The sequence below is a fragment of the Allobosea sp. TAF32 genome (genome assembly GCF_052113585.1).
Classification (GTDB): Bacteria; Pseudomonadota; Alphaproteobacteria; order Rhizobiales; family Beijerinckiaceae; genus Allobosea.
Map to the genome: position 1 here is coordinate 125,116 of NZ_JBFRDM010000011.1, position 16,825 is coordinate 141,940.

The following is a 16,825-nucleotide window of genomic DNA, read 5'->3' on the forward strand; positions in this document are numbered from 1 at the left end:
TCAGCGCCCGTAGGAGCCGAAATCGACCGAGCGCGGTCGCCGCCGCGTCAGCGCCAGCAGGAAGCCGGTACCGACCGCGAGCGAAAGCAGCGACGAGCCGCCATATGAGATGAAGGGCAGCGTCATGCCCTTGGCCGGCATCATGTGCAGATTGACCATCATGTTGATCGCAGCCTGGATGCCGAAGAGCAGGGCGAGCCCGGTCACGGCCAGGCGGATGAACGGATCCTCCGCTTTCTGCGCCACGAAGAGCGAGCGCAGTACGATGACCGCGAAGAGCATGACCAGCAGCATGCAGACGACCACGCCGAACTCTTCGGCGGTGACCGCGAAGATGAAGTCGGTATGCGCGTCGGGCAGGATGCGCTTCACCGTGCCCTCGCCCGGCCCCTTCCCGAGCCAGCCGCCCTGCGCGAAGCTCTCCAGCGCCGTATCGACCTGGAAAGTATCGCCCGAACCCTTGTCCATGAAGCGCTCGATGCGGGCGCGCACATGCGGCACCAGTTCGTAGGCGACGAGGATACCGACGGCGCCGACGCCGCCGAGCCCGATCACCCAGAACCAGTGCAGTCCGGCGACGAAGAACAGCCCCGCCCAGACCAGGCTGACCAGCATGGTCTGGCCGAAGTCGGGCTGCAGCACCAGCGGCACTATCGTGACCGGCAGCAGCAGCAGCGCCAGGATCGTGCCCGGCAGGTCCGGCCGGCGCGTGCCTTCGGCGAAGGCCCAGGCAGCCATCACGACGAAGGCGGGCTTCAGGAACTCGGACGGCTGCACAGAGCCCAACGGCCCGAGCGTCAGCCAGCGCTTGGCGCCCTTCACCTCGACGCCGAAATAGAGCGTCGCCACGACCATGGCGAGCGAGACCACGTAGATGATCAGCGCCGCGCGCCGCACCTGCCGGGGCGTCATCAGCGAGACGCCGAGGAAAATCACCATCGCGACGGCGAGATAGGCGGCCTGACGGTTGACGAAATGAAAGGTCGAGAGCCCCAGCCTCTCGGCCACCGGCGGTCCGCCGGCCATCAGCAGCACGACGCCCGACACCATCAGGGCGACGAGCGCGGTGAGGATCAGGCGGTCGATCGACCACCACCAGCGGCCGCTGAGAGAAGGTTCCGCGCGCGAGACCATGACGGGCATCCCATCGACAAATTCTGCGCGACTCTGGCCGCGCCTGCGTGACGAATCACTCTGTCAATGAATGGTTAACCGTTTGATTCCGATGCGTCGGATCAGCAGTTTCTGGGCGCCGCCGTCCACATCATCGCACAGCCGCGGAACGGAACGCCGCCGCCATGCCGTTGAGCAGCGCAGCGGCCCGCGGCCGGCTCACAGCCGAGTGCAGGATGATCGGCCGTGTCGGCAACGGCGGCAGCTTGAAGCGCGCGCCGACATCGACCAGCCCTGCGGGAACGGCGCAATGCGCGAGCGGCGCGAGACCGAGGCCGGCGCTCGCAGCCGCGGCCACCGAAGCCGCCCCCTCCCCGACGAATGCCTCCCGCCAGGGCAGGCCCGCGACGGCAAGCGCCTCGACCGCCATCGCCCGGAGATTGCACGGCTGCCGCTGCACCGCGAGCGGCAGCGGCTCGCCTTGGAACGGCGAGAATGTCGGCGCAGCGAACCAGCCGAACCGCGACTCGGCCAGGGTTTCCCCGTCGCGCCGGCTGGCGTCATGGCGCAGGACGATGACCGCATCGAGCTCGCCGGCATCGAACATCTCAAGCAGCCCACGGGAGAGCCCCGTCCGCAGCGACAGCGTCACGCCGCCGCCCTGCTGGCCGGCGACTTGGATCGCCCGCGTCAGCTCGGGGCCGACGAGATGATGCGTGACGCCGAGGCTCAACGAGACGCTCTCCTGCATCAACGCCTCGGTGGCGCGCCGATGGGCGGCGAGGACATCCCGCGCCGGTCCGAGGAAACGTTCGCCCGCAGGAGTCAGGCCGATGCGGCGCGGCGTGCGTTCGAGCAGGCGCTGGCCGATCTGCGCCTCCAGCCGCTTCAGCCGCAGCGAGACCGCGGCCTGCGTCGTGTTCAGCGCAGCGGCGGCCTTGGTGAAGGAGCGCAGATCGGCGGCGAGCACGAAGGTCTCGATGGCCTCGGGGTCGAGTGGGCGGCGGATATCCATAACAGAACGATATCATTGATATCCGGATCACAACAATTCCGATAAGGTGAAAATTGGCGTCTGGTCGTGGGATCACCTCCCGGGATCAAGAGCCGATGACCAGAACCGCCCTCACCGCCCCGCCCGCGCCAAGCGGAGAGCCGGCACAGACCAGCATCTCCATCTGGGCCGTCCTCACGGTCGCCGTGGGGACGCAGACCGCCGGCTCCGTGGTCTCGCAGGGCGTCTACATCCTCGTCCCCTTCTGGCGCGATGCCTTCGGCGTCTCGCTCGCCTCGGCCTCACTGGCGGTCACGCTGATGAATGGCACGCAGATCGCGACGATCTACGCGATCGGCCGCGCCATAGACCGCTATGGCGAGCGCATCGTCGTGAGCCTCGCCATGTTGGGCATGGCGGCCGCGATGGCCGCTGCTTCCTTCGCGACGGAGCTGACTGGTCTTCTGATCAGCATGGTCTTTCTCGGCGGCACCTATGCGGCCGTGCAGCCGGGTGGCACCCGCGCCATCATGCGCTGGTTCCCGCCGCGCCATCGCGCCCTGGCGACCGGCTTCCGGCAGGCCGCCGTCCCGCTCGGCACGATGATCGCGGCGGCGCTCCTGCCCCTCATTGCCGCGCAAGCCGGCCTGTCTGCCGCCGCATGGTTCAGCGCAGGCGTTTCCGTCCTCGGCAGCCTGCTGTTCCTGCTGTTCTATCGTGAGGGTGGGCAGGCCGCGCCGGGAGCAAAGCGCGAGGAGCCATTGCGGCTCGGCGCCCTGGTCCGCACCGTCGGAAAGAACCCGCAATTCTGGCCGGTGCTCGGGCTGGGCATCGCGATGTCGGCCTTCCAGTTCACCTTCACCGCCCACGCCATCGGTTACATGGCGGGCTCGCTCGGCTTCGGCATGGTCGGCGCCGCCGGCTTGTTCGCGCTCGCGCAGTTGGCCGGCATTCCCGGCCGCGTCGGACTGCCCTGGCTGAGCGACCGGCTCTGGCCCGGACACCGTCCGCGCTCCTTCGCAGCCATCGCCCTGATCGGGGCCGGGACCGCCGCCGTCTTTGCCCTCCTGCCGCTGGGCTCGCCGGCATGGCTGGCGGCGACGATACTCGTCGGCTTCGGCCTGTTCGGCATCGGCTGGTTCCCGATCTACCTGCTCCAGATCGCGGAAATGGCGCCGCCGAATTCCATCGCCTCGACCGTCAGCTTCGCCTCGACGCTCTGCCTCATCGTGATGGCTGCCGGCCCCTGGCTCTTCGGCCTGGTCGTCGACCAGTTCGGCTACTCCTGGGCCTGGGCGCTGCTGATCGCCCCCGTCGTCGTCACCGCCATTCCGCTCGCGGCGCATGGCAACCGGGCGGACAAATAGACCGCCCTCACCCCTTGCCCACCGCCGCCGCGAAGATGCGGGCGATACCGGCAAGCCGTTGCGCGTAGATCTCGCAGCTGGGCGGCGTCCCTGTCTTCGCGCCGGCTGCGGCGAACATGATCCCGGCAATCCAATCATCGACGGAGACGGGGGCGCTGGACATCACGATCTCGCCTTGGGCTTCCGCTTCCTGGAGCAGCAGGCGCGCATATCGGGCGAAGATCTGCTCGAAGGCCTGCAGCTCGCGCGTGGCGATGGTGTTCATCACCGCCTTCAGCTCGACGAGATGTTCGCCCGTGCCGAAGCTGGCATAGGCCTGCCCGTGATGAGCCTGAAGCAGGGCCGCAAGCCGTTGCGCAAACGCACCCTTCGTCGCGACAACCTCACGGCAACGTGCCTCGACGCGGCGTCCGAGCAGGTGCAGCATTGCCCGGAAGACATCGTCCTTGCCCTTGAAATGCAGGTAGAGCGTCGCCTTGGCGAGTCCGGCCTCCTTGGCGATGTCGTCCATCGAGCTGCGCTTGTAGCCGTAGCGGGCGAACAGCCGCAGCGCCGCATCGGCAATCTGGTCGACGCGCGCATTCGCGTCATCGACAGGGATGGAGCTGGAACTTTCGCTTCTGTCCGGCATTGCAGCGTCAGTAGTCTTGACAAAATCCAAACTGCGCGCAATCATCCTAATTAGACTCAAATCGTCTAATTAGTCCAGTCGCGCGACCCAGGGCTACGGATGCATCGCCCGCCATCTGATATGTCAGATCAGGCCTTCGAGGGCGAGCCCTCGATCCGCACCATGGTGCCGCGCTGCGTCATGCCAGCATTCGGAGGCAGCCATGGTCTCTCTCAAGGTCAACGGGACGACGCATAGCGTCGACGTCGACGACGACACGCCCCTGCTCTGGGCGATCCGCGACAATATCGGCCTCACCGGCACCAAATTCGGCTGCGGCGTCGCCCAATGCGGCGCCTGCACGGTCTATATCGACGGCCAGCCGCTGCGTTCCTGCGTGACGCCGGTGTCAGCCGTCGGCACCAGCGAGATCACCACCATCGAGGGCCTCGCCGGCAAGGAAGCGGATGCCGTCCAGGCCGCCTGGATCGCCCGCGACGTGCCGCAATGCGGCTATTGCCAATCCGGCCAGGTGATGAGCGCCATCGCCCTGCTCAAGGAAAACCGCAAGCCGACGGACCGCGACATCGACCTCGCGATGAACGGCAATATCTGCCGCTGCGCCACCTATGTCCGCATCCGCGCCGCGATCCATGACGCGGCCCGCGCGCTGGAGATCTGAGCCATGACCGCGCATGATCCCAAGCTCTCCCGCCGCGCCTTGCTGGCAGGCGCGGGCGCCCTCGTCATCGGCTTCAACCTGCCGCGCAATGCCCGCGCCCAGTCCGGCGCCGCCTCCGGCTTCAGGCCCGGCGGCAACGCAGCCTTTGCCCCCAACGCCTTCATCCGCGTCGCGCCGGACGACACCGTCACGGTGATCGTCAAGCATATCGAGTTCGGCCAGGGGCCGTTCACTGGCCTCGCCACCCTCGCCGCCGAGGAGATGGACGCCGCCTGGAGCCAGATGCGCGCCGAGCACGCGCCGGCTGACGTCAAGCTCTACGCCAATCTCGCGCTGGGCGTTCAAGGCACCGGCGGCTCGACCGCGATCGCCAATAGCTGGGAGCAGATGCGCAAGGCGGGTGCCGCCGCCCGCGCCATGCTGGTCCAGGCCGCGGCCGATGCCTGGAAGGTTCCGGTCTCCGAGATCAAGGTCGAGGCCGGCGTGATCAGCCACGCCTCGGGCAAGCAGGGCCGCTTCGGCGAATTCGCCGAGGCCGCCGCGAAGTTGCCTGTGCCCGAGAACCCGCCGCTGAAAGCCGCCTCGGCCTACCGGCTGATCGGCAAGGAGGGCGCGGTGAAGCGGCTCGACACCGCCGATAAGACGCGCGGCAAGGCGCAGTTCACCATCGACATCCACACGCCGAACATGCTGACGGTGGTGGTCGCTCGCTCGCCGCGCTTCGGCGGCAAGGTCGCGAGCTTCGACGCCTCGCAGGCGCTCAAGGTCAAGGGCGTCGTCGACGTCAAGCAGATCGGCTCCGGCGTCGCGGTCTATGCCAACGGGACATGGCCGGCATTGAAGGGACGCGAAGCCCTCAAGGTCACCTGGGACGACAGCGAGGCGGAGAAGCGCGGCAGCGCCGAGCTGATCGCCGAATACCGCCGCCTCGCCCGGCAGCCCGGCACTCTCGCCGGCAGCCATGGCGACGCCGAGGCCGCGCTCGCCAAGGCCGATCGCGTGATCGAGGCCGAGTTCGTCTTCCCCTATCTGGCGCATGCGCCGATGGAGCCACTCGACGGCTATCTGGAATGGGATGGCGAGAAGGCGCATGCCCGCTTCGGCAGTCAGTTCCAGACCACCGAGCACCAGACCATCGCCACCATCCTCGGCCTGCCGCCGGAGAAGGTGAACCTCGAGACCATGCTCGCCGGCGGCAGCTTCGGCCGGCGCGCGCAGGTCAGCCAGCACCTCGCCGCCGAGCTCGCCATGGCCGCCAAGGCGATCGGCCCGAACCGTCCGGTCAAGGTGGTCTGGACCCGCGAGGACGACCTCACCGGCGGCTATTACCGGCCGCTCTTCGTGCATCGCCTCAGGGGCGCGGTGAAGGACGGCAAGATCACCGCCTGGTCGAACACGCTGGTCGGCCAATCCTTCTTCCTCGGAACGCCCTTCGAGTCCTTCGTGGTCAAGAACGGAATCGACGCGACCTCGGTCGAGGGCGCCAACGAGATCTTCTACGAGGTGCCCGATTTCCGCTGCGAGGTGCACAACCCCAAGGTCGGCGTGCCCACGCTATGGTGGCGCTCCGTGGGCCACACCCATACCGGCTATGCCGTCGAGTGCTTCGTCGACGAGTTGCTGCAGGCTGCAGGGCAGGATCCGCTGCAGGGGCGTCTCGCCATGATGGGCGACAGGCACCCCCGCGCCGCAGCCGTGCTGAAGGCCGTCGGCGAGATGGCGGGCTGGAAGGGCTCCGCGCCGGTCGATGGCCGCGCCCGCGGCGTCGCGGTAGTCGAGAGCTTCAGCTCCTACGTCGCCCAGATCGCCGAAGTCTCGATCGGGCCGGAGGGCGAGCCGAAGGTCCACAAGGTCTGGTGCGCGGTGGATTGCGGCGTCGCCGTCAATCCCGACATCATCCGCGCCCAGATGGAGGGCGGCATCGGCTTCGGCCTCGGCCACGCCCTCTACGGCCAGATCACCCTCGACGGCGGCCGGCCGGTCCAGACCAATTTCCATGAATACCGCTCGTTGCGCATCAACGAGATGCCGGACGTCGAGGTCAGGATCATCGCCTCGAACGAGAAGCCGACCGGTGTCGGCGAGCCCGGCGTGCCGCCGATCGGCCCCGCCGTCGCGAACGCGCTCGCCGCGCTCGGCCACGGCCGGCCCCGCCAGCTGCCGATGCAGGGAGGTTCCGTCTGATGAGCAGGAACCTGATCCTCGCCGCGGCGGCGGCCGTTGCCGTCTGCCTCACTGGCAGCGCCATGACGCGGGCGCAGAACGCCGGGCAGGCCCAGCCGGGCGGCGCCAGCTTGCGACCTGCTTCGAGCTTCTCCGCCATCGCCAACCAGCGCGACCGCTCGGTCGCGCTCTTCAACGAGATGGGCAAGGTGCTCACGCATCCGCGCTGCATGAACTGCCATCCGGCGACGGAGCGGCCCCGACAAGGCGATGCACGCAAGCTGCACGAGCCGGTGGTCGTACGCGGCAAGGACGGCCACGGCGCGACCGGCCTCCATTGCGCGACCTGCCATGGCAAGGAGAACTTCGACCCGGCCGGGGTTCCGGGCGACGGACATTGGGCCCTCGCCCCGGCCTCGATGGCCTGGGAAGGCAAGACGCTCGGTCAGATCTGCGAGCAGTTGAAGGACCAGAACCGCAACGGCAGCCGCGACACCGCAGCGCTGATCAAACATGTCACCACCGACAGCCTCGTGCTCTGGGGCTGGAATCCCGGAAAGGGGCGCACGCCCGCGCCCGGCACGGCGGCCGAGTTCGGCGCGCTGATGCAGGCCTGGGCCGATAGCGGCGCCGCCTGCCCGGCGTCGTGAATTGTTGGATCAGCCCTTCGGGCTGGCCGGATTTCCTGCAGTCCCGAACGGCACGAAGCCCGGCAGCTCCGCGACCAGCTTGCGGAACGCGTCGCCGCGCACCTCGAAATTCGGGAACTGGTCGAAGGAGGCGCAGGCCGGCGAGAGCAGCACCGCGATCTCGCCCTCGCCCGGCTTCGCCAACGCGTCGCGGGTGGCATCCGCCACGGCCTGGTCGAGCGTGACGCTGCGCTCATAGGCGACGCGCCCGTCATCGTCGAAGGTCACGGCGAAGAGATCGCTCGCCGCGCCGATCAGATACGCCCTGGCGATGTTGGGGAAGTAGCGGCGCAAGGATTCGATGCCGCCCTCCTTGGCCTTGCCGCCGAGGATCCAGAAGATGTCGTGGAAGGAGGTCAGCGCCTTCTCGGTCGAATCCGCATTGGTCGCCTTGGAATCGTTGATGAAGACAACGCGGCCGAGGCGGCCGAGTTCCTCCATGCGATGCGCCAGTCCGGGATAGGTCTTGAAGCCAGCGGCGATTTCTTCTGCAGAAAGGCCCAGCGCGGAGCAGGCGGCGAAGGCCGCAGCCGCGTTCTGCGCGTTGTGCGAGCCGCGCAACGAGCCGATGCCGGCGAGATTGGCGACGACTCGCGGCTTGCCATCCTTGACCTCGACGATCCGAGTATCGAGCCGGCCCTGATTGGCGGTAACCCCGGCGAAGACGCCCTCGTCGAGCGGCTGCTCGCCGCTGATCTTCACGAGCGGCCGCCCCCCGGCGGCGCGCCGGCGCGCCATCTGCTTCGAGGCCTCGTCATCCACGCCGACCACGGCGATATCGGCGGCGGCGACCAGCCGTTCCTTGATCGCCGCATAGTTCTCCAGCGAGCCGTGCCGGTCGAGATGATCAGGCGTCAGGTTCATCTGGATGCCGACGGTCGGCGCCAGCGTCGGCGCGAGGTCGATCTGGTAGCTCGAGCATTCGATGACGTGGATGCGGTTCGCAGCCGGCGGCTCGAGCGCCAGCACGGCCGTACCGATATTCCCGCCCATCTGCACGTCCCGGCCGGCCTCCTTCAGCACATGGGCGATCAGCGCGGTCGTGGTCGACTTGCCGTTGGTGCCGGTAATGCAGACGACCGGCGAGCCCGGCGCGATCTTCGCCCGCTCGCGGAAGAACAGCTCGACATCGCCGATGATCGCGACGCCTGCAGCCTTGGCCTTCTCTACCGTCCAATGCGGCTCGGGATGGGACAGCGGCACACCCGGCGAGAGCACGAAGGCGGCGAAGCCCGACCAGTCGGCACTTGCCAGATCGATGACGGCGATGCCTTCCGCCGCCGCCTTGTCGCGGCTGCCCTGATTGTCGTCCCAGGCGGCGACGTCGGCGCCGCCCGCCTTCAGCGCACGCGCCGTGGCGAGGCCGGAGCCGCCGAGGCCAAAGAGGGCGACCTTGCGCCCGGCGAAGACCGTGACGGGCGTCATGCTCACGCTCTCAGCGCAGCTTGAGCGTGGACAGGCCGACCAGCGCCAGCACCACTGAGATGATCCAGAAGCGGATCACCACCTGCGGCTCCGTCCAGCCCAGCTTCTCGAAATGGTGGTGGATCGGCGCCATCAGGAAGACGCGCTTGCCAGTGCGCTTGAACACGGCGACCTGAATGATCACCGAGAGCGCCTCGACGACGAAGAGACCGCCGACGATGGCCAGCACGATCTCATGCTTGGTCGCGACCGCGATGGTGCCGAGCAGGCCGCCCAGGCCGAGCGAACCGGTGTCGCCCATGAAGATCTGGGCCGGCGGCGCGTTGAACCAGAGGAAGCCGAGACCGGCGCCGATCACTGCGCCGCAGACGACGGCGAGCTCGCCTGCACCAGGGATGTGATGGATCTGCAGGTAGTTGGCGAAGATCGCGTTGCCGACGAGATAGGAGATGAAGCCGAAGGTGCCGGCCGCGATCATCACCGGCACGATGGCGAGGCCGTCGAGCCCGTCGGTCAGGTTCACCGAATTGCCGGCGCCGACGACGACGAAGGCCGTGACCAGCGGGAACAGGATGCCGAGCGGGATGATCGCTTCCTTGAGGAAGGGCATCGCGAAACCCGAGCCGATCGCCGCGGGCTGCGTCTGCATGATGGCATAACAGGCGATCAGCGCGACCACGACCTCGATCGAGATGCGCGCCTTGCCCGAAAAGCCCTTATGCGACTGCTTGGTGACCTTGAGATAGTCGTCATAGAAGCCGATGGCGCCATAAGCCGCGGTTACGCCGAGCACGATCCAGACATAGGGGTTGCGCAGATTGCCCCAGAGCAGCACGGCAGCGAACAGGCCCGACATGATCATCAGCCCGCCCATGGTCGGCGTGCCGCGCTTGGCGAGATGCGTCTCCGGCCCGTCGGTGCGGATCGGCTGGCCCTTGCCTTGCTTGATCCTGAGCCAGGAGATCGCCGCCGGGCCGAAGAAGAAGACGAAGAGCAGGGCCGTCGCCGTCGCCCCGCCTGCGCGGAAGGTGATGTAGCGAAAGACGTTCAGGATCGGGAAGGTGCCGGAGAGTTCGGCGAGCCAGACGAGCATGCTTGGGCGTTCTCTTAAGGGTCAGTCTTCGGCAGGCACGGCAGGAAAGCGCGCGAGGATCGCCTTGACGATCGGCCCCATGCGCGAGCCGAGCGACCCCTTGACCGTGATGACATCGCCGGCGCGGATCGCATCGAGCACGAGCGGCTCCAGTTCGCCCGCCCCGGGGGCATAAGCCCCCCGCATGGGCGAAGGCAAGCTTTCATAGAGCCCTTTCATCAGCGGCCCGCAGGCAAAGACCTTGTCGATCCTGTTGGCGACGAGCGGTTCGGACAGGCCCTTGTGCAGCTCCGCGCCGGTCGATCCGAGCTCCAGCATGTCGCCGAGCACGGCAATGCGGCGCCCCCTGCCCTCGACCGGCAGGCGGCCGAGATTTTCGATCGCAGCGCGCATCGAGGCGGGGTTGCCGTTGTAGCTCTCGTCGAGCAGCGTGAGCGCGCCGCCCGGCGCATGCAGGATCTGCCGCGCCCCTCGCCCGGCCGGGGGCTTCAGGTCGCCGAGCGCCAGCGCCGCAAGAGCAAGGTCGGCACCCAGTGCATGGACGACCGCGAGCACCCCGAGCGAGTTCAGCACGATATGCTTGCCCGGGCTGCCGAGGCGGTAGGTAACAGGCTCGCCGAAGACACGGGCCTCGACCGTCGACATGTCCGGCTTCAGCGCGCAGGAGACGAGCTTCACATCGGCATCGGGGCTTTCGCCGAAAGTGATGATCCGCCCGGCCGGGCCGGACTTGGCGATGTCGCGCAGCAATTCGGACTGCGGGATGTCGGCATTGACGATCGCAGTGCCGCCCTTCTCCAGCTCCCAGAAGACACCGGCTTTCTCTTCCGCGATCCCTTCCACCGAGGCGAAAGCGGCGAGATGCACCGGCTGGATCGTGGTGATGATCGCAACCTGCGGGCGCACCATCCGCGCCAGCGGCACGATCTCGCCGGGGCTGTTCATCCCGATCTCGTAGACCGCATATGCCACGTCGCTGGGAGTGCGACACAATGTGAGCGGCACGCCCCAATGGTTGTTGTAGGAGGCGATCGGCGCATGCGTCCTGCCTTGCCGCGACAGCACGAGGCGCAGCGCCTCCTTGGTGCCGGTCTTGCCGACCGAGCCGGTGACAGCGATGACCTTCGCCTTCAGCTCGGCGCGCCGCGCCGTACCGGCCTGCTCCATCGCCCTGAGCACGTCGGGCACCACGGCGAGCGCGCCGGCGCCCGCGAATTCCGCCGCATGCGCCTCGTCGATCACGGCCAGCGCGGCGCCCTTCTGCAGCGCGGCCTTCACGAAGTCATGCCCGTCCCGCGCCTCGCCCTTGATGGCAAAGAAGACATCGCCCGGCTCGAGCGTGCGGGTGTCGATCGAAGCGCCTGTCACGGCCGGCGGGACCGCTCCCTCGGCACGCGCGCCCAGCGCCGCGATCAGCTTGTCTCCGGTCCAGAGCGGGGCGCTCATCCTGCAATCTCCGATAGCGCTTTCCGGACGACGTCGTGATCCGAGAAGGGCAATGTGCGGTCGCCTATGATCTGGCCGGTTTCATGGCCTTTTCCGGCGACGACCAGCAAATCCCCAGGCATCAGCATGCACACCGCGCTTCTGATCGCCTCCTCGCGGTCGCCGATCTCCAGGAGCTTCGGCGAAGCGGCCATGATCTCGGCCCGGATCGTCGCCGGGTCCTCGCTGCGCGGATTGTCGTCGGTGACGATGGCGATGTCGGCCTTCTCGGCCGCGATCGCGCCCATCAGCGGGCGCTTGCCCTTGTCGCGGTCGCCGCCGCAGCCGAAGACGCAGATCAGCCGCCCGGTCGCATAGGGGCGCAGCGTCGTCAGCACGGCCGCGAGCGCATCGGGCTTATGGGCGTAGTCGACGACGACAAGCCCGCCATTGGCCTCTCCAACGCGCTCCAACCGCCCGGCTACGCCCGTGAGCCCGGAAATCGCCTTGAGCGATGCGGCCTTGTCCTCACCGGTCGCGATGGCAAGCCCTGCGGCGACCAGTGCGTTGCCCGCCATGAAATCGCCGACCAGCGGCAGGGCGACGGAGAGTTCCTGCCCGTCGAAGCCGACCGTCAGGCGCTGCGAGAAGCCGTCGCGCTCATTGGCCAGCAGCGTGAGCGTCTCGCCCTTGCGGCCGATGCCGATGATCGGATGCCCGGCGGTGGCTGCAGCCTGCGCCGCCTCCTCCGCAAAGGGCTCGTCGCGATTGATCACAACGGGCGCGCCCTCCGGCAACAGCGTCCAGAGCCGGAGCTTCGCGGCGAGGTAGTCCTCGAGGCTGGGATGATAATCGAGATGGTCCCGCCCGAGATTGAGGAAGGCGCCGGCCTTCAGCCGCACGCCGTCGAGACGACGCTGGTCGAGCCCGTGCGAGGAAGCTTCCATCGCGAGATGCGTGATGCCCTCTCCAGCCAGCCTATCGAGCGAGGCATGCAGCGAGAGCGGGTCGGGCGTGGTCAGCGAACCGTAATCGGCCCCTTTGGCCGTCACGACACCAATCGTGCCGACGCTCGCGGCCTCATGGCCAAGCGCCTGGAAGATCTGCCGGGTGAAATCCGCGACGGAGGATTTGCCGCTCGTCCCTGTCACGGCGACGATGGTCTCAGGCTGGCGCGGATGGATCTTGGCAGYGGCCAGCGCCAGTGCGAGCCGCGGATCGTCGACCTCAGCGAAGGCGACGCCCGCCGGCAGGTCGGCCGGGCGCGGGCCGCCGGAAATCACGGCGACTGCGCCGTGCCCCACCGCATCCATGATGAAGCGTGCGCCATCCGCCTTCGCGCCGGCGAGCGCGACGAAGACGTCGTCCCCCGTGACCTTGCGGCTGTCGAAGGCGACGCCATGCACCTGCTGGCTGGCGGCGTCGGCGTCGAAAGTCTCGGGGAAGAGGTCTCCGAGGCTGTATCCGGTCATCGTCATGGTCACCGTTATAGGCTGAGTTCAGCGCGAACCCCAGGCCCCGAGCTTGGCCATCAGCGGGAAGGGCGATGGCGGCGGGTCGAAGCGCGGGGACAGGCCGAGGATCGGCGCCGCACGCTCGATCACCTTGCCGGTCGTGACGCCGGCGTTCCACGCGGCGGTCGAATAGCCGCCACTCTCGGCATAGCCCTTCGGCTCGTCATAGATCGCGAGGAAGAGATATTTTGGCTTGTCGGAGGGGGCGATCGCCGTGAAGGTCGTGAAGTTCTTGTTCTTGGCATAGCGGCCGTTGACGACCTTTTCGGCCGTGCCGGTCTTGCCGCCAACGAAATAGCCGGGGATATCGGCCTTGCGTGCCGAGCCCTTCTCGCCGTTGAGCCTCATGATGAAGCGCATCGCCTCCGAGGTCTCCGGCTTGATCACGCGCGTCGCCACCTTGCGCGCATCCTCCTCGGAGCGCTTCAGGAAGGTCGGCTTCATCAGATAGCCGCCATTGACCAGCGCCGCGACGGCGGCGAGCGCCTGCAGCGGCGCCACCGCGAGACCGTGGCCGAAGGCGATGGTCGCGGTATTGATCTCGCCCCAGCGCTGCGGAACGATCGGGGCGGCGCTTTCCGGCAGCTCCGTCGTCATCCGGTCGAGCTGCATCATCTTCTTGAGAAAGGCCTTGTGGCCCTCGACGCCGACGGCCAGCGCCATCTTGATCGAGCCCATGTTGGACGAGTGCAGGAAGACCTCTGGCACCGTCAGATTGCGGCCGGTGCCATGGTATTCCTTGATGACCTGGCGGCCGAACCGCATCATGCCGCCGGCGGTCGAAAAGCTCGAATTGATGTTGACCTTGCCGGAGTCGAGCGCCATCGCGATGGTCAGCGCCTTGAAGGTCGAGCCCATCTCGTAGACGCCGACATTCATCCGGTTGATCCGGTCCTTCTCCAGTGCATCGACCGGGTTGTTCGGGTCGAAATCCGGCAGCGACGCCAGCGCGATCACCTCGCCGGTGTTCACGTCCATGATCGCGCCGGCCGCCGCGATGGCCTTGAAGCGCTCCATGCCTTTGAAAAGCTCGTCGCGCAGCAGGTGCTGGACGCGCAGGTCGATCGAGAGTTGAACCGGCTTGAGATCATTCGCCTCGGTCGCGAGGCCGGCACCGTTGAGGTCCTGCAGACCCTGCGAGTCGATGTATTTCTCGATACCGGCGATGCCGACATTGTCGACACTCGCGAAGCCCAGCACATGCGCCGCCGCCGTGCCGTTGGGATAGACGCGCTTGTTCTCCGGCACGAAGCCGACGCCGGGGATGCCGAGCCGGTGCACCTCGGCCTGCTGGCGCGGCGTGATCTCGCGCTTGACCCAGACGAAGCCCTTCTTGGTGCCGAGCTTGTCGCGCAGATCCTTGGCGTCGAGATCCGGCAGCACGGCCGTCAGCAGCTCGGTCGCCTCGTCCTTGTCGAGGATCTTGCGCGGTTCGGCGAAGACCGAGACCGTGCGGATGTCGGTGGCCATCACCTCGCCGTTGCGGTCGGTGATGTCCGGCCRCGCGGCGGAGATGGCGTTCGAGGTGGCGCGGCGCAGGCCCACCTGCTCGTTCGGCAGCGTCGCCAGCATGACGAGCCGGCCGGTGATGGCGATGAACAGGGCGGAGAAACCGAGGATGACGAGGCCGACGCGCGGCTGGCTCTTCTCCCCGCTCATGCGGAAAACGTCGCGCAACCAGGCCAGGCGCCCGCGCTTGACCGCGCCCTCGGCGGCCTCGTGCTGTTGCTCCATCGGCGCCTCGTTCTGCTTCGGCTCGGTCATGGCATCGGTCCCGGCGTCGTGGCGCTCGTCGTGCCGCCCGTCCTGGCGCTCCTCGGCGTTTCGGTGGGGAGGCCCAGGCCGAGATCCTCGAGCTTGCGGCCGATGGTATCGACCTTCGGCCCGCGATTGGGGATGTCGGAAGGCTTGACGACCTGCGTCACGACGAAGGGCTGCAGGTCGAGATGCCGCTCGGCCAGCGCCTGGACCCGGTCGGGCCTGTTCAGGAACTGCCATTCCGCCTTGAGCACCTGGATGGCGTCGCGCTCGCGCTGAGTTTTGCTCTTGAGCTTCTGGAGGTGTTCGGCCGCCAGCGTCGTCTCGTATTTGATCGAATAGGCATAGACCGCCGAGGAGACCAGCGCACCGATGGCGATGACATGCAGGAGCTTGATCACGCTCAGGATCTCCGGCGCGGCTGCGGATCGGGAACGGTCGAAAGCGCGACGAGCCCGGCATCGGCGCCGCGTGCCGGCGCCTCGTTGCGCTCGGCGGCGCGCAGCTTGGCCGAGCGCGCCCGCGGATTGGTCCGCATCTCCGCCTCGGACGGCGCAACCGCGCCCTTGGCGATCAGCCGGAAGGTCGGCTGCGCCGCCGCCACGGCCGGAGCATGGCGGGAGCCCGACGGCACGCGGCCAGAGCGCTCGGCGAAGAACTGCTTGACGATCCGGTCTTCCAGCGAATGGAAGGTTACGACGACCAGCCGGCCGCCGGGCTTCAGCACGGCCTCGGCCGCATGCAGCGCCCTGACCAGCTCGCCGAGTTCGTCGTTGACGGCGATGCGCAGCGCCTGAAAGACGCGCGTCGCCGGATGCGCCCCACCCGGTTCCCCGCGCACGATGCCGGCGACAAGGTCTGCGAACTGCTTGGTGGTGGTGAGCGGAGCCTTGCGGCGAGCCTCGACGACGGCGCGAGCGACGGCGCGCGAGCGACGCTCCTCGCCATAATGGTAGAAGATGTTGGCGAGGAGCCCTTCCTCAGACTGATTGATGATGTCGGCAGCGCTCTGCCCCTGCCCGCTCATCCGCATGTCGAGCGGTCCGTCGAAACGGAACGAGAAGCCGCGCTCCGCCTGGTCGATCTGCATCGACGAGACGCCGATATCGAGCACGACGCCGTCGAGCGGCACCATTTTGAAGCGCTGCGCCTCCTCCGCGAGCTCGCCGAAGCAGGCCTGCGACAGCGTCAGCCGCCCGGCCATCGCCGCGACGAGGTCGGCCCCACCGGCGATTGCCGTCGGGTCGCGGTCGAGCCCAAGCAGGATCGCATCCGGCGCCGCATCGAGGATCGCCTTGGTGTAGCCGCCCGCGCCGAAGGTTCCGTCGAGATAGCGCCCGCCCGGCCGCGGCGCGAGGGCCTCCAGCACCTCGGCGAGCAGGACCGGCACGTGACGGGCCGCTCCGCCCGCGGCCGCGTCCGAATGACCGGTCATGGACTTGTTCCTCCGGCCGGCCCGGCGAGGCCGCCCAGCGTGCGCTTGACGTCGCGCAGGCGCGTCCGCGCTGCCTCGAGATGGGCGCGGAAACGCTCCGGCTCCCAGATCTGGAATTTGTGGCCGTGGCCGACGAAGGTCACGGTGTCGCCGATCCCGGCATGCGCCTTCAGCGCCTCGCTCAGCACCATCCGCCCCTCCGTATCGACCTTCAGCACCTCGGAGGTGCCGTTGAGCGCCGTCGAAAGCAGCTCCCACTCGTCCGAGAACGGCGAGAAGCGGGCCAGAATGTCGTCGATCGTGGCCCGCAGCGCGTTGCCGCCGGCGTCGAGCGCCGGCAGATCGAGCGCCTGATGGACATAGAGCCCCTCGTAGCCGTCCTTCGCAAGGACCGCCCGGAAACTCGATGGAATGGAAACGCGCCCCTTGGCGTCGAGTCGATTGGTGAAGTTCGAGACGAAGCGGTCCGTCAACGCCGCCTCCCGGCTTGCACCTCATGGCGCCGCAGCGCGGCGTGGCGGGCGGCGAAAAGACCCCCCGCCGAAGCGGGCAAGGCG

At 68.0% G+C, this 16,825-nt stretch carries 15 protein-coding genes; 4 read left to right on the top strand and 11 right to left on the bottom strand.

The window, feature by feature from the left end; translation table 11 throughout:
• Complete coding sequence (locus AB4Z16_RS23990; protein WP_441513838.1) at positions 1-1,134, bottom strand: FtsW/RodA/SpoVE family cell cycle protein; 1,134 nt, start codon at positions 1,132-1,134, stop codon at positions 1-3.
• A gap of 130 nt (positions 1,135-1,264) precedes the next feature.
• Complete coding sequence (locus AB4Z16_RS23995) at positions 1,265-2,128, bottom strand: LysR family transcriptional regulator (RefSeq protein WP_441513839.1); 864 nt, start codon at positions 2,126-2,128, stop codon at positions 1,265-1,267.
• A 95-nt stretch (positions 2,129-2,223) separates the two neighbouring features.
• Here AB4Z16_RS23995 and AB4Z16_RS24000 point away from each other — a divergent pair, with 95 nt between their 5' ends.
• Positions 2,224-3,474, top strand: a complete 1,251-nt coding sequence (locus AB4Z16_RS24000; protein ID WP_441513840.1) for an MFS transporter — start codon at positions 2,224-2,226, stop codon at positions 3,472-3,474.
• A gap of 7 nt (positions 3,475-3,481) precedes the next feature.
• Here the strand turns inward: AB4Z16_RS24000 and AB4Z16_RS24005 are convergent, their stop codons facing one another.
• A complete protein-coding gene (locus tag AB4Z16_RS24005) occupies positions 3,482-4,105 on the bottom strand; it encodes a TetR/AcrR family transcriptional regulator (protein ID WP_441513841.1) in 624 nt (207 codons plus the stop codon).
• Between the two features lie 202 nt (positions 4,106-4,307).
• Here AB4Z16_RS24005 and AB4Z16_RS24010 point away from each other — a divergent pair, with 202 nt between their 5' ends.
• Genes AB4Z16_RS24010 through AB4Z16_RS24020 form a run of 3 tightly spaced genes read left to right on the top strand, consistent with a single transcriptional unit; the run spans position 4,308 to position 7,579 of the window.
• Positions 4,308-4,766 (top strand): (2Fe-2S)-binding protein, encoded by a 459-nt coding sequence (locus tag AB4Z16_RS24010; protein ID WP_441513842.1) that lies wholly within the window; start codon positions 4,308-4,310, stop codon positions 4,764-4,766.
• Between the two features lie 3 nt (positions 4,767-4,769).
• Positions 4,770-6,950, top strand: coding sequence for a xanthine dehydrogenase family protein molybdopterin-binding subunit (locus AB4Z16_RS24015; RefSeq protein WP_441513843.1), 2,181 nt, complete (start codon positions 4,770-4,772; stop codon positions 6,948-6,950).
• Positions 6,950-7,579 (top strand): Isoquinoline 1-oxidoreductase subunit, encoded by a 630-nt coding sequence (locus tag AB4Z16_RS24020; RefSeq protein ID WP_441513844.1) that lies wholly within the window; start codon positions 6,950-6,952, stop codon positions 7,577-7,579. Before AB4Z16_RS24015 ends, AB4Z16_RS24020 begins: the two co-directional genes overlap by 1 nt.
• Before the next feature lie 9 nt (positions 7,580-7,588).
• Here the strand turns inward: AB4Z16_RS24020 and murD are convergent, their stop codons facing one another.
• Genes murD through AB4Z16_RS24060 form a run of 8 tightly spaced genes read right to left on the bottom strand, consistent with a single transcriptional unit; the run spans position 7,589 to position 16,741 of the window.
• On the bottom strand, positions 7,589-9,043 hold the full coding sequence (gene murD, locus AB4Z16_RS24025) for a UDP-N-acetylmuramoyl-L-alanine--D-glutamate ligase (protein ID WP_441513845.1): 1,455 nt from the start codon (positions 9,041-9,043) through the stop codon (positions 7,589-7,591).
• A 10-nt stretch (positions 9,044-9,053) separates the two neighbouring features.
• Positions 9,054-10,136, bottom strand: coding sequence for a phospho-N-acetylmuramoyl-pentapeptide-transferase (mraY, locus tag AB4Z16_RS24030; RefSeq protein ID WP_441513846.1), 1,083 nt, complete (start codon positions 10,134-10,136; stop codon positions 9,054-9,056).
• A gap of 21 nt (positions 10,137-10,157) precedes the next feature.
• Positions 10,158-11,582, bottom strand: coding sequence for a UDP-N-acetylmuramoylalanyl-D-glutamyl-2,6-diaminopimelate--D-alanyl-D-alanine ligase (locus AB4Z16_RS24035; RefSeq protein ID WP_441513847.1), 1,425 nt, complete (start codon positions 11,580-11,582; stop codon positions 10,158-10,160).
• The gene (locus tag AB4Z16_RS24040; protein WP_441513871.1) at positions 11,579-13,033 is read right to left on the bottom strand and encodes a UDP-N-acetylmuramoyl-L-alanyl-D-glutamate--2,6-diaminopimelate ligase; all 1,455 of its coding nucleotides are present in this window, start codon (positions 13,031-13,033) and stop codon (positions 11,579-11,581) included. Before AB4Z16_RS24040 ends, AB4Z16_RS24035 begins: the two co-directional genes overlap by 4 nt.
• A gap of 27 nt (positions 13,034-13,060) precedes the next feature.
• Positions 13,061-14,809 carry a peptidoglycan D,D-transpeptidase FtsI family protein gene (locus AB4Z16_RS24045; RefSeq protein WP_441513872.1) on the bottom strand — a complete coding sequence of 583 codons (1,749 nt, stop codon included), beginning with the start codon at positions 14,807-14,809 and terminating at the stop codon, positions 13,061-13,063.
• A 26-nt stretch (positions 14,810-14,835) separates the two neighbouring features.
• Positions 14,836-15,234 carry a cell division protein FtsL gene (gene ftsL, locus AB4Z16_RS24050; RefSeq protein WP_441513848.1) on the bottom strand — a complete coding sequence of 133 codons (399 nt, stop codon included), beginning with the start codon at positions 15,232-15,234 and terminating at the stop codon, positions 14,836-14,838.
• A gap of 2 nt (positions 15,235-15,236) precedes the next feature.
• Positions 15,237-16,268 carry a 16S rRNA (cytosine(1402)-N(4))-methyltransferase RsmH gene (gene rsmH / locus AB4Z16_RS24055; RefSeq protein WP_441513849.1) on the bottom strand — a complete coding sequence of 344 codons (1,032 nt, stop codon included), beginning with the start codon at positions 16,266-16,268 and terminating at the stop codon, positions 15,237-15,239.
• Entirely contained in the window at positions 16,265-16,741 is a 477-nt protein-coding gene (locus AB4Z16_RS24060) for a division/cell wall cluster transcriptional repressor MraZ (RefSeq protein WP_441513850.1), read from the bottom strand. Before AB4Z16_RS24060 ends, rsmH begins: the two co-directional genes overlap by 4 nt.
• Between the last annotated feature and the right edge of the window lie 84 nt (positions 16,742-16,825).

Excerpts from the sequence above, each read along its gene's own strand:
- murD (WP_441513845.1), bottom strand. The coding sequence starts at position 9,043 with ATGACGCCCGTCACGGTCTTCGCCGGGCGCAAGGTCGCCCTCTTTGGC.
- AB4Z16_RS23995 (WP_441513839.1), bottom strand. The coding sequence starts at position 2,128 with ATGGATATCCGCCGCCCACTCGACCCCGAGGCCATCGAGACCTTCGTG.
- AB4Z16_RS23990 (WP_441513838.1), bottom strand. The coding sequence starts at position 1,134 with ATGGTCTCGCGCGCGGAACCTTCTCTCAGCGGCCGCTGGTGGTGGTCG.
- rsmH (WP_441513849.1), bottom strand. The coding sequence starts at position 16,268 with ATGACCGGTCATTCGGACGCGGCCGCGGGCGGAGCGGCCCGTCACGTG.
- AB4Z16_RS24015 (WP_441513843.1), top strand. The coding sequence starts at position 4,770 with ATGACCGCGCATGATCCCAAGCTCTCCCGCCGCGCCTTGCTGGCAGGC.
- AB4Z16_RS24000 (WP_441513840.1), top strand. The coding sequence starts at position 2,224 with ATGACCAGAACCGCCCTCACCGCCCCGCCCGCGCCAAGCGGAGAGCCG.
- mraY (WP_441513846.1), bottom strand. The coding sequence starts at position 10,136 with ATGCTCGTCTGGCTCGCCGAACTCTCCGGCACCTTCCCGATCCTGAAC.
- AB4Z16_RS24035 (WP_441513847.1), bottom strand. The coding sequence starts at position 11,582 with ATGAGCGCCCCGCTCTGGACCGGAGACAAGCTGATCGCGGCGCTGGGC.
- AB4Z16_RS24010 (WP_441513842.1), top strand. The coding sequence starts at position 4,308 with ATGGTCTCTCTCAAGGTCAACGGGACGACGCATAGCGTCGACGTCGAC.
- AB4Z16_RS24020 (WP_441513844.1), top strand. The coding sequence starts at position 6,950 with ATGAGCAGGAACCTGATCCTCGCCGCGGCGGCGGCCGTTGCCGTCTGC.
- AB4Z16_RS24005 (WP_441513841.1), bottom strand. The coding sequence starts at position 4,105 with ATGCCGGACAGAAGCGAAAGTTCCAGCTCCATCCCTGTCGATGACGCG.